The 13160-nt window shown below is 31.9% G+C and carries 12 protein-coding genes; 8 read left to right on the forward strand and 4 right to left on the reverse strand.

Annotation, left to right across the window (positions count from 1 at the left end; all coding sequences use genetic code 11):
• From J6D32_RS01120 to J6D32_RS01130, 3 genes are all read left to right on the forward strand, one after another.
• Nucleotides 1–972: a Gfo/Idh/MocA family protein gene (locus tag J6D32_RS01120; protein ID WP_006783943.1), complete on the forward strand. Its 972-nt coding sequence runs from the start codon at nt 1–3 to the stop codon at nt 970–972.
• Between the two features lie 13 nt (nt 973–985).
• Entirely contained in the window at nt 986–1825 is an 840-nt protein-coding gene (locus J6D32_RS01125) for a MurR/RpiR family transcriptional regulator (RefSeq protein WP_006783944.1), read from the forward strand.
• A gap of 310 nt (nt 1826–2135) precedes the next feature.
• On the forward strand, nt 2136–2546 hold the full coding sequence (locus tag J6D32_RS01130; protein WP_040763804.1) for a DUF5780 domain-containing protein: 411 nt from the start codon (nt 2136–2138) through the stop codon (nt 2544–2546).
• Nucleotides 2547–2843: 297 nt separating this feature from the next.
• Here J6D32_RS01130 and J6D32_RS01135 read toward each other — a convergent pair whose 3' ends face one another.
• The 4 genes from J6D32_RS01135 to J6D32_RS01150 form a co-directional block, all read right to left on the reverse strand.
• On the reverse strand, nt 2844–3983 hold the full coding sequence (locus J6D32_RS01135) for a 5-methyltetrahydropteroyltriglutamate--homocysteine S-methyltransferase (protein ID WP_006783945.1): 1140 nt from the start codon (nt 3981–3983) through the stop codon (nt 2844–2846).
• Between the two features lie 261 nt (nt 3984–4244).
• On the reverse strand, nt 4245–5327 hold the full coding sequence (locus J6D32_RS01140) for a hypothetical protein (protein ID WP_040763802.1): 1083 nt from the start codon (nt 5325–5327) through the stop codon (nt 4245–4247).
• A 12-nt stretch (nt 5328–5339) separates the two neighbouring features.
• Nucleotides 5340–6146, reverse strand: a complete 807-nt coding sequence (locus J6D32_RS01145) for a hypothetical protein (protein ID WP_006783947.1) — start codon at nt 6144–6146, stop codon at nt 5340–5342.
• Between the two features lie 4 nt (nt 6147–6150).
• Entirely contained in the window at nt 6151–6843 is a 693-nt protein-coding gene (locus J6D32_RS01150) for an ABC transporter ATP-binding protein (protein ID WP_006783948.1), read from the reverse strand.
• Between the two features lie 1000 nt (nt 6844–7843).
• On the opposite strand from J6D32_RS01150, the gene J6D32_RS01155 reads away from it, so the two are divergent.
• From J6D32_RS01155 to J6D32_RS01175, 5 genes are all read left to right on the forward strand, one after another.
• Nucleotides 7844–8137, forward strand: coding sequence for a deoxynucleoside kinase (locus J6D32_RS01155; RefSeq protein WP_006783949.1), 294 nt, complete (start codon nt 7844–7846; stop codon nt 8135–8137).
• 746 nt (nt 8138–8883) lie between these two features.
• Nucleotides 8884–10719, forward strand: coding sequence for a group II intron reverse transcriptase/maturase (ltrA, locus tag J6D32_RS01160; RefSeq protein WP_287467188.1), 1836 nt, complete (start codon nt 8884–8886; stop codon nt 10717–10719).
• Between the two features lie 72 nt (nt 10720–10791).
• The gene (locus J6D32_RS01165) at nt 10792–11202 is read left to right on the forward strand and encodes a deoxynucleoside kinase (protein WP_006783951.1); all 411 of its coding nucleotides are present in this window, start codon (nt 10792–10794) and stop codon (nt 11200–11202) included.
• A gap of 18 nt (nt 11203–11220) precedes the next feature.
• Entirely contained in the window at nt 11221–12396 is a 1176-nt protein-coding gene (locus J6D32_RS01170) for a NupC/NupG family nucleoside CNT transporter (RefSeq protein WP_009607095.1), read from the forward strand.
• Nucleotides 12397–12566: 170 nt separating this feature from the next.
• Nucleotides 12567–13154, forward strand: coding sequence for a DUF2975 domain-containing protein (locus J6D32_RS01175; RefSeq protein WP_006783953.1), 588 nt, complete (start codon nt 12567–12569; stop codon nt 13152–13154).
• Nucleotides 13155–13160: the final 6 nt, after the last annotated feature.

Raw genomic sequence — 13160 nt, forward strand, 5'->3', positions numbered from 1 at the left:
ATGAAAAAATTAAATTGGGCAATTTTAGGACCAGGATTAATTGCAACTGAGTTTGCACAAGCCTTACTAAATGTACATGGAGAAATTTATGCCGTTGGATCAAGGACGTTAGAAAAAGCAGAAGCGTTTGCTAAAAAATATCAGGTACAAAAAGCTTATGGAAGTTATGACGAACTATTAGCAGATTCAAATGTGGATGTTGTCTATATTTCAACCCCTCATTGTAATCACTATGAATATATTATGAAAAGTCTTCACCAAAATAAGCATGTGCTATGTGAGAAGGCCATTACGGTGAGTAGCTCAGAGTTAAAAGAAATTACTGAGTTGGCAGCCACTAAAAATTTAGTTGTTTCAGAAGCGATGACGATTTACCATATGCCTCTTTATGAAAAACTGAAACAAGTTGTACAGACCGGAAAATTAGGAACTTTAAAAATGGTCAATGTATCTTTTGGGAGTTGTAAGGAGTATGATGTGACGAATCGTTTCTTTAGCCCAGATCTTGCAGGGGGGGCATTACTTGATATTGGAACGTATGCTTTATCATTTGCTCGTTTCTTCTTATCAGCACAACCTCATGAAGTGTTAACGACAGTTAAAAAGTTTGAGACAGGTGTAGACGAGCAATCAGGAATCATTTTGAAAAATGATGCAGATGAGATGGCGGTCGTGACATTAACGATGCGTGCTAAGATGCCAAAGCGTGGTGTGGTAGCAGGAGATTTAGGATTTATAACAGTTGATAACTTCCCACGTGCAACACGTGCCATGATTACGTATCTTGATGGAACAACAGAGGTTGTTGAAGCGGGAGTCGAGGCAAAGGCGCTTGAATATGAAATCTTAGATATGGAAAACTATATTTTAAATAACGGTGGAGATGATGTTCTTCAGTTATCAGTAGATGTGATGGATATTATGACTGATGTCAGAAATCAATGGGGAATTAAATATCCATTTGAAAAATAAGGAGTTTTACTTCATGACTAAAAATGTGTTAGATAAAATTTTTGCGGTGTATGATGATTTATATGAAGCAGAGAAAAAAATAGCAACATATATTTTAAACAACCAGGAACAAGTCATTGAGATGACCGTTTCTTCTTTAGCATCTGCGAGTGGAGCTAGTGAAGCAACCATTATCCGTTTTTGTAAAAAGTGCGGATATAAAGGATTTCATGATTTAAAGATGAATATTGCAAAACAAATGATGAATTCAGGTTCAGTTAATTCAAATGATTTGAATGTAAGTAATTTAAAACAATCACTAAAAAATATTTTAGATAATAAAGTAGATGAGCTAACTCAAACGATTTCTTTGATGGATGAAAAAACGGTTGAATCGGTCCTTGATTTATTAGAAAAAGCAAGAGTTGTACAATTTGCCGCTGTTGGAAATACGATTCCTGTTGCACTTGATGCAGCTTACAAATTTAATCAAATTGGAATTAGTGCGGTTGCCACGCCAATTCATGAAACACAACTTGCACTTACTTATACGTTAACAGAGCAAGATATTATTATTGTCATTTCAAATTCAGGAGCTTCAAAAGATTTAGTGACTCTTATTGATGCAGCTAAAAAACACAATATTAAAGTCGTTGGAATTACGAATCATGATAATTCTCCAATTGCTGTTCTTTGTGATTATCACATTACCACGTTCTCAAGAGAGCGTCTATTCTTCAATGAATACTGTTTCTCTCGCATATCTGCGATGACTGTCATTGAAGTGTTATTTCTTTTATTAACATCTAAAAAACGAGATGCCTATCAAATCATGAATCAACATGAGCAAGCAATGGCAGATGATAAAATATAAACAGAATCATCTATGTTTTCTTTTTGGTGCAAATTAGTATTATAAATAGTAACAATATGATAAAATGGTAAAATTATATATTTTTATAAGAAAAAATTATTAATCATGGTAAAATTATCAATGGGTAACAGAATTGAAGAGAATAGGTGGGTTATTTTTGAATATTTTTACTATGATAAATGGATGGGGATCCGCAATCAAATGTAGTACCAGGATTCCAAATTTTAATTTTAAAAATATAATTTTTGAAAAAAACAGACCAGATTTAGAAGAAACTACATTAGTACAATCATCATTTGATAATTTATTAATGCAATTACCTGTAACAATTATTAAAACAAAACATATTGTTAGAGATAAACAATGCAAGCATCTATATCCTGATATGTTACAGGCGATGATTAAAAATAAGACGTCTGTAAAGATTAAAGATGTTGTTGTAGCCTTTGTCGCATGGGATAAAGACAATAGTCCGGTTAAAATAAAAGAAAGTATTGACTTTGGTGACGGGGCTTATATTAAAACAGTTAACTATACAGATATTAATTTAATTCCTGGTGGAATATTTAAAGGCCAAAGAGGATTAGAAATTGATGAAAGTTGTGAAATAAACACATTCAAATCCATTGTTTTATCGTACACCAATTATAAAGAAGAAACATGGATTAATCCACAATTTGAAAAATTCTGCAGTCTTTATGAAGGAAAACAATTGAATTAATTGATTTAAGAATATTAAATAAAAATGCGTCCTTTTAATAGAGACGCATTTTTTTATGAGGTATTTATCAAAGATATAAAAAACCATGAGTGCCTCACGGCAGTCATGGTTTAGAAATAGGAGTGTAGAGCTATAAAAAGGAGGAACTTTAGTATATGGGTTGGATCACCAACCACTACTTATAGTTTCTACTAAATCCGACAAATTATTCAATTAAATTAAATAACACTTTTCTTATTAACCACAAATAATCAGAAAAGTGTTATTTTTATTTATGCACTTAAAAGAGGAACCTGGCTAAGCTAGGTTGAGATTTCCCCAAACTTTGTTCGCACTATCCACAACTAGTTTTAATTTGTTCCACTGATCCTCATGTGTAATAAGATTTCCTTCTTCAGTTGAGGCAAATCCACACTGCGGACTTAAACATAACTTATTAATATCCACATATTGAGATGCTTCTTTGATTCTTTCAATAATTAAATCTTGATTTTCAAGTTCGGCATGTTTCGTTGTAATAAGTCCAAGAACAACAAATTGGTCTTGGATGAAACGCAAAGGAGCAAAATCACCGTTACGGTCTGTATCATATTCAAGGAAGAACGCATCTACTTTCGCATTGCCAAATAAGATTTTGGCAACAGGCTCATAACCACCTGATGAAAACCAAGAAGAACGGAAATTCCCATGACAAACATGAAGCCCAATTTTTAAATCATCAGGACGATCCCCAATAATATCATTAATCAGATTTACACAATCAAAGCATAACTCATCTACATCAATTCCTTGATCAATGTAACCTTGACGATACTCTTTTGACGCAAACACACCCCAGCTCGTATCATCTAACTGCAAATAACGACACCCTAAGTCATAAAATGCTGCAACCGCCTTGCGATACGTCTTCACAATATCTGCACGTAATGCTTCATTACTTTCATAAACTGGATTTTCATTATATCTTGAGTCAATAAGTGCTCCTACCATATAAAGCATACTTGGTGATGGAATCGTCATTTTGGCAACATGATCACCTGCTATTGATTTTAAAAACTTAAAATCTTCAAGCATAGGATGATTAGTAAAATCTAATTTACCAGATACATAAACTGTTTCAGCCTTTGTATCCACATCATGAAAATGATAACCTTCTTCTACCTCATACTTTGTTACGCCATCTAATCCTTCTAGGAAATCTAAGTGCCACCAAGCACGTCTAAATTCTCCATCAGTTACAAACTGTAACCCTGCGTCCTTTTGTTTTTGAACTAATTTTTTAATCTCATCATTCTCAATATCGCGTAACTCATCATCAGATAAAAATCCAGACTGATGTAATTTACGGGCTTCCTTAATACTATCTGGTCGTAAAAAGCTTCCTACAACCTCCGCTCTAAATGGTGCTACATGACGTGATTCTCCTTTAATACCCATTATATTTTCCCCCTTTATTTTTAGCTCAAAAAAACACTAGAGAATCGTCCTCTAGTGCTTAATAGCGCTAATTAACATTCTCTTATCTACTGGGATTTAGGACAAGAAATTCACGCTAAGGGGTGAGCAACAGAACCCTTAGCTATCTTCCTATGGTGGATAAAAATATTATTTCTGAATGTAGTCCCTTCACTGCTCTTGATAAGAATATTTAATTTTCTTTAAAGGTATTTTAATACATTTACCAATATTTGTAAATATCTATCTTGCAATTAAGGTATAATTATCGATTAAACCTTGATCACTGCGAACTGCAATTTTCCCTTCAAACTTAATCTTATTTGTATTTGTATCTAAAATAGATAGATATTGAGTTGAATGACTTTGTTTATAAGCTATATAAAGAATATATAATTTATTGTCATGAGCAATGGTCTGTTCAATCCAGAAGTAATCGTACTGATTAAGTTCTTCTGTAAAACTTGGTGTTATGACCTCAGTAGAACTGATTGAAGCATCATACGTATAAATTCCTGAATCTGAAATTAAATATAGCTTATTATTTTTAACAATTAATTGATTTGGATAGATATTTAGGTTCAAGTCTATCGTTTTTGGTTCTTCGGTTTCTAAATCTAAAGACAGGAGTTGTAATTGATCTGAATGACTTGGGTATCCTGTCATGTATAACATTTTTCCATCTGTTGTAGCAGTTCCTGAATAATCACTTGATAATTCGAATTTAAAAGTTGTACGTAATGTATCAGGGTTGAATGTATAAACAAGAATTCGAGAATTAGAATTCATTCTTCCGTAAGTTGTTAAAATGTAATAATAGGTTCCGTTATAGTCTGTAATATATTCACTGTCTCGTCCTTCTTGGGATGAGAATTCCTTTAACGCTACAGTAGTCGTTGTAATTTGATTTGTCTTTTTATTTTTAACAGCTAGACGACTGGTTGCCACATCAGCTGAGTAGGGGAATGAGGTATCAAACTGACTTGTGATAACATAGTCATCATTTTCAAACGTTTTAGCCCAAGGAGCATTTCTGTAAAGTTCTCTATTATCTAACTTTTCATCATCCATTGAATAGAAATAATCATATGTTGTGGGTGACATTTGAAAAGTGTCACTCTCAAGTAAAACTTTTGAGTAATTTGATTGATCCGTTTTAATAATTCCTTTAAGTGCAACTCCATCTAGTTCACTTAGATTCCCACTAATATTTTCTATTTTAAAATCTTGATTTAATTCAACCCGTTTCACATTTGTCATGAACGCCAGAGATCCTAACGAAATAAGACTAGCTGTAGTTAATCCGATCATATGATATAGTTTCATCATTTCACCTCTTTAAATTGACACTTTTTTATTTAGTAGCCAAGTGCTGATACCGTAACTTAAGACAGTCCCAATTAGAACAAATCCAAAGTTTACAAAGAAACGCTCATCTACAAATAAAAATAGTGATTTAGTATATAGGAAGACTGCAATATTGGCAATTCCATAGAATATCCCGAAGATAATTCCAAATATTCTTTTTGATCGGTCACTTAAGACAAAGACAGAAATAAGACCAAACATTAATATAACGAATAGTAATTTATAGATAAAATCAGTCATCGTTAGTGGAAGTACAAAATTGATGAATTGTGATTGAAGTAAGGCCCCTTGCACTAAATGTTTTCCGGTAAGTCCATCAGGTAGTAATGTGTTTAGGAGTAGTGAACCAATACCTAAATTTAAAAGTACGATGGCGTAATAAACAAAGACTGATAGGATAATCACGATTAATTTTGATAATAAAATAGACGTTCTTTGTCCCTTTAAAGATAACAACATGTAGATTCGTTTTGAAGAACCAATCCATTCTTTATACCATAGATAAAGGCCTAGGCAGATGATGATGATAGCGAAAAGAATGAAGATTCCAATAATTAATATTTGATTATCGAGTATTGATGCTAGTGTAACATGACCATTATTTTGGACGTAGTCATCAATAGAGCTATCTAATAGAGTAGGAATTAATTTTTTCTTTAAATCACTAATTTCTTTGAAAAAGAGGCTTCCTGTTAGAACGGTCATCAAGGTAAATAATGAGATGAGCCACGGAATAATTTTTTTGACTTCGATTTCAATTAAAGTTAAAAGTTTCATGTTACTATACCTCACTATATAAAGTTCGCATTTTATCCACAATGCTTAAACCTTCGTTTTGAGCTTCTTCTTTTGAGAAGCTTGCAAAGACTTGACCGTCTTCAAGCAAGACGATATGATCAGCAATATCTTGAATTTCATCAATTTCATGCGTCGTAATAATGACTGTTTGACCGTCTTCTAAGAATTCTGACTTTAAAAGATTGATAAACGACTGGCGTGTGAAAACATCGATTCCACTGAAAGGTTCATCGAGTAATAAATAAGGAGCGTCTTGGCACATCCCAACAATGATATTAAAACGTGCTAAATTACCTTTTGATAATTCTTTTAGTTTTTTATCCGTTGGAACCTTGAAAAACTTTAACATACGTTCTGCTTTTTCGAGGTTAAAGTTTTTATAAAAGACTTGTGCAAAACTTAAGTTCTGTGGAATCGTCCATCCTAAATCATGAATTGGAATATCTGGAATATAAGCAATTTTATTAATGTTTTGTTGTGTAATAGGCTCTCCATCTACTAGGATTTTCCCCTTTGAAATAGGAACTAATCGCATAATTGCTTTCATCGTTGTACTTTTTCCAACACCATTCAATCCCAGTAAACAAGTAATTTCACCCTTTTTAAATTGAATGGATACATCATCTAAAACTGTTTTTTTACCATAACGCTTTGTGACATTTTGAAGTTCTAGCATCATAATCCTCCTTGATTTGTTGATGAAAGAATTATATCTGTTAAATTTTAAGAAATAGTTACCGAAAAAGTGAAGATATTCTTAATATCATCTTAAGAAATAGATAAGTTGTATGTAGTTGAAACTTGTATATGAACCGTAGGGGGATGTTAGTACGGAATGTATTGATTAGGTAATATGCTTGATACGAGAACATCACTAAAGCTCGTGTATGGTGGAGTAAATTTAACAGTATGCTTTGAAATATTTCTTAGATTATCTAAATTTAGAGTAACTAAACCCAATCTTAACCGTTTTAAATGAACTTGATATCAAAGTAGAAAAACCTATTTTTATCGCTACTAATGTATGCAATATTACTATGACGTGATAAGGATATAAAATTATTCATTAAAAGAATTAAAAAAGTACTAAATCATTGATCTAGCACTTTTTTAATTCTGCGAAGACGGCGACGTCGTTCATTCAGAAGATATCCAGTTAGTGTTGATATAAGTGTGATGAATGTAATAGTAAAGAAGGTAACCCAGCTATAATGAAGTTTAGTAGCTGTGTTTTCAATGAATAGCATGAGAACTAGGTTCACAAATAATAAAGAAACACTGGCACAAGATCCTAAAACACTAATTAAACGTAAATTTTTTAATAATACAATCATCACCAATCATCCTTTTTTAAAATTATAATAATTTTTCCTGTGGATAATGTGTGCATTTTCCTAAAAGGTACTTATAATATCTCATACAAGTAGAGTGAAATTTGCCGAATTTATACATTCAATTTACGCAATAAAGTTCACGAAAAAACAAATTGTGATTTATCCTAATCTCAATTTTAACAAGCTGTGGATAATATTTTATGGTGAAAATTGGTCGAAAAAAAAGATATATCGTTTAGAAATTTTATGTTAAGATTGTCTTTGTGTATTTTTTGAGATGTCGTAAAATGTCGGACTCTTGAAAAATTTTTTTTATGATTAAAAGAGAGGAAGAGGTGAGCGATGTTGATTACTATTGGAGCGATGATTGGTGCAGGTAAAACAAGCTTAGCCACACTTGTTGCAGATCATTTCAATTCAGATGTATTTTTTGAAAGTGTTGATGATAATCCGATTCTACCGTTATTTTATACGTCAACAGAAGAAGAGATTCAAGCGAATCGATATCCATTTTTATTGCAGTTATGGTTTTTAAATACTCGTTTTAAAAGTATTAAAGAGGCTTTAATACAAGATAATAATGTACTAGACCGTAGTATTTATGAAGATTGGTATTTTGGTGCGACTTGTTGCTAGACAAAGGGAAGCGAGGGTTTCCTACAAAACTAGCCTAATTATTATAGATTAATAATTAGAACTATTATTGCGAAGAGTAGAATGATAGGGTAACGCCTTGAAATGCTCTCTCAAAGTTACGATTAGCATAACATTGAGTGAACAATGGTGTGTTAAAAGCTCGTTAAAACGGACTAGGTATTACCGTAAGATGTGGTTAAACAAATCACAACACGAAAAGCGAACTAGAGGTAGTCGAGTAATATATGGTTCTAGAGTCCATAAACTATCTATGGTTAGGATGCTTGCTATAAATAGAGCTGACGAAGTTGGGAATGTAAGGGTCTAAAACCAGAACTTCTCGAAAGGGATGTATCATCTAAGTATGATTTTAGTGTGGGTGAGTAAGACTCGAAGTTATGAAAATCCATATAGTGTTACAGGCACTATCAAGCTAAAAGGCTCAGACCAACGACCTAAGGATAGATGTAAGGATAGCAATAATGGAACAAGGGAAGCATGGAATATGGAGTGTTCACTCACTATGAAGTATTAATAAGGAAATGTTAAACAACTATAACTTATTTTAATCCATGTGAAAGTGGTGGCATGAAGCTATGAAATATTTTGTAATGAAATATGAGCAATAGCCACTAGACAATTTGAAGTTAAAACTTTAGAAGTTAAATAATTTTAATCAAGGTTCGAGTAAGACTAAGAGATGTTGTAGAACTATCTGAAATTGAATTTCAGATAAGGAGACAGACTTGACAACTAAAATCTTAAAGAAACAGAAACTCAGGAACAACGAGTATTACGATATACAAGATGTTTTTGACAGCTTATACAGTGAGTCTCTAGAAAACAAAAACTTCACTAAACTTATGGAGTTAATTACAAATAGAGAAAATATCTTATTAGCATACAGAAACATCAAAAAGAATAAAGGTTCAATGACTAAGGGAACAGATGGCAGAGACATAACGTTCTACAGTAATATGCCACAAGATGTGTTTGTAAAACATATCCAAAATATGTTCCGAAATTATCATCCTAAAAGTGTTAGAAGAGTCGAAATCCCTAAACCAAATGGTAAAATGAGACCTCTAGGGATACCATGTATGGGGGACAGAATTGTACAACAATGTATCAAACAAGTTCTTGAACCTATATGTGAAGCCAAATTCCACAAACACAGTTACGGATTCAGACCGAATAGGTCGACACATCATGCTATATCAAGAAGTATGTCTTTAATAAATATGAACAAACTTCACTATGTGGTTGATATTGATATAAAAGGTTTCTTTGATAACGTAAATCACAGTAAATTAAAGAAGCAAATGTGGAAATTAGGAATACAGGATAAAAACCTAATCTCTATAATTGATAAAATTCTTAAATCAGAAATCGATACTGTTGGAGTTCCAACAAAAGGCACTCCACAGGGAGGTATTTTATCGCCACTTCTCTCTAACATAGTTCTTAATGAACTTGACTGGTGGATAAGTAGTCAATGGGAATCATTTCAGACAGACCATGACTACACAAGCATTAGAAAGAATGGATATGTAGACCAATCCAACAAATACAAAACAATGAAAACCACTAACTTAAAAGAGATATGGCTCGTGAGGTATGCAGATGACTTTAAAATATTCTGTAGAGACTATGAAACTGCTAACAAGATATATATAGCAACCAAACAATGGTTGAAAGAAAGACTCAGTTTAGAGATAAGTGAAGATAAATCGAAAATTACTAATCTCAAAACAAATTATACCGAATTTCTAGGTTTCAAACTAATGGCTAAACCAAAGAAAGGGAAATATGTATGTCAAAGTAGAATGTCTGAAAAGGCACAAGATAGTGTAACTACAAAATTAAAACATCAGATAGTCTACATGAGAAGTAATTATGAATCTAAACAAGTAAACAAACTAAATGCTATGATTCTAGGAGTTCACAACTACTATAAGATAGCAACAAATGTCAGTTTAGACTTCAATAAAATAAATTACTTAACATCAATAACCTTACACAACAGATTAAAACAAGTAATTTCTGACAAACCTTCAACTTCCAAAGCTTTCAAAAAGTTTTATGGTAAGTATAAAGGAAAGATAAGAACAATTAGTAATGTAAGTATATATCCTATCAACGGAATATCTACATCACCACCAATGAACTTCACTCAAGAGATTTGCAACTATACAGTTACAGGTAGAGCGTTAGTGCATAAGAAGTTAAACAACGATTATCATCTTCTAGTCAGATACCTACTAAACAACGTTAGAGATTGTGAATCCACTGAATACAGTGACAACAGAATATCACTAATGATAGCACAAAAAGGTAATTGTGGTGTGACAGGAGAACCTCTTAACGTATGCGATATGCAATGTCATCATAAACTTCCTAAATCACAGGGAGGAACGGATGCGTATAAAAACCTAATATGGGTTAATGAAGATATACACAAATTGATACACGCAACTAAAGAGGAAACAATAAATAAATACTTACATAAACTAAAACTTAACGAGAAAAGTCTTGAGAAACTTAATTCTTTAAGAGAACAAGTTGGAAATTTAACTATTTAAATAATAACTGAAAATTGTTGGAACGCTGTATGAGCTGGAAACTCTCACGTACGGTGTGAAGTGGGGGAAAAGATGGAGATAACATCAAAGTCTTACCTATCACTATCTAAAGTTAATAAAGATTTAGGTCGTATTTCAGATTTAGAATTCAGTTTATATGAGAGTCTTTTAAATAATATGATGGAAGAATTAAACGAAATTCCAAAAAAATCACCAGATTTAATGATTTATTTATCGGGAAGTTTCGAAACTATTTTAAATCGTATTAAAAAACGTGGGCGTGAGTATGAATTAGATGAAGGATTAGTATCCTACTATTATGAGTTATGGAAAGGATACGATCAATGGATTTACGAGCATTATAAAGCAAGTGAAGTTCTTGTAATTAATATCGATGAATTTGACTATGTGAATAATGAAGAACATAAAATGAAAGTTTTATCCATGATTGAAGAGAAATTAAAAGAAATTAGAAGTTTATAACATCAAGTGGAGGGCAACATGAATATTTTGTTTAGTATATTAGCACTAGTATGTTTACTAGGAATTGCATTTATTTTATCAACAGATAAGAAAAGTATTAAAGTTCAAACGGTTGTAATGGGATTATTATTACAAATTATTTTGATTTTCTTCGTTATTAAAGTACCAGTTGGACAAGTGATTTTAGAAAATTTAGCAATGGGTGTAAATTCTATTGTTCAAATGGGAATGGAAGGAGTTAATTTCGTTTTCGGTGGAATTTCAGATAGTTACGTTTTTGCAATTAATGTCTTATCATTAATCGTCTTTACATCAGCTCTAATTTCAGTTCTATATTTCTTAAAAGTTATCCCATTTTTAGTTAAATATGTTGGAAAAAGTGTTGCCAAATTAATGGGAACAACAGATGTTGAGACATTTGCAGCTGTTGGAAATTGTTTCTTGAGTGGAACAGAGTCTCCGTTATTAATCAAACCATATCTTCCAAAATTAACAAAATCTGAATTGTTTGCTGTAATGGTTGGAGGATTTGGTTCAGCATCAGCTAGCATCTTAGCAGGATATGCATTAATGGGAATTGATATGAGATACTTATTAATTGCTGTATTTACAGTTCCATTTAGTACATTAATGGTTTCTAAAATTATGGTTCCTGAAACGGAACAATCATTAACAGAAAATGCAGAAGTATCCGGATCTGAATCTGATAGTTTATTCGAAGCAATTTCTGAGGGAACAGGAAATGGATTAGGATTAGCTTTAAATGTAGGGGCAAGTTTAATTGCCTTCGTTGGATTAATTGCAGTTATTAATGCCTTCTTAGGATTATTCGATACAAATCTTTCACAGTTATTCGGATATGTTTTCCTACCATTTGCGTATTTATTTCATGTACCCTCAAATGAGGCTTTCACATTTGCTACATTAGTTGGAACAAAGTTTGGTATCAATGAGTTTGTTGCTTATGGAGACATGGTTAATGTTATGGGAGCATTATCACCTCGTACAAACGCTATTTTGGCTGTTGTATTATGTAACTTTGCTAACATTTCATCAATTGGAATTCAAGTTGGAGGATTCAATTCCTTCGCCCCAACACGTAAAAAAGAAGTTGCTAAATTAGGATTTAAAGCATTAATTTGTGGAACAATCGCTACGTTAACAACAGGAGCGATTTTAGGAATGTTTATTTAAATCGACAATCTGTTTCTAAACTTTATCGAAAAAAATCGTTACAAGTCGTAACGATTTTTTTTATGTCTTAAAACAAAAAAATATTAAAAATTTAATGATAAACGATAACTTTTTAATATTTTAAACATATAATTTTAGTGTAAGAGAAAAGAAAATTTGGGGTGAGCGTAATGAAGAAGTTAGCTAAGTATTTAGATTTATTTTTAAAGGTTGGTTTTTGGGTTTTAATTATTCTTAGTCCGCTAATGATTATCACGATGGTCGGAGTTGGAACTTTGATGAATAATCCAGCTATTCCTGATACTTTAAAATTAGAAACAAATTTTGTTTATCATGGATTAAGCTTTGTGATGAATTCAAATCTGGATAACTATAATTATATGTCATGGCTATCGGTCATTGAATTATTAATTGGAAATAGTGTCTTGTTATATAATATAGTTCAAATTAGAGGGATTTTAGCTGGGGTATTAGAAGATAATCCATTTAGTAAACAAATAATTAAATGTGTTAAAAAGTTAGCATATGGAATTATAATCGGAAGTCTTATCTTTTCAACTACACAAGCCATTATAAATTATTTATCACTAAATCATTTAAATATTTTAGAATCACTTTATCATGCAGGAATTGAAGTAAATTATACCTTTAATATTTTTGAAAACTCACTCATTGTGGAAGGGTTGTTAGTTTTACTATTAGCACATGTCTTTCAATACGGACTTCAGTTACAAGAAGAATATGATGCTACACTTTAAGGGAGG

Source organism: Turicibacter sp., assembly GCF_017941855.1.
Classification (GTDB): Bacteria; Bacillota_I; Bacilli_A; order MOL361; family Turicibacteraceae; genus Turicibacter; species Turicibacter sanguinis.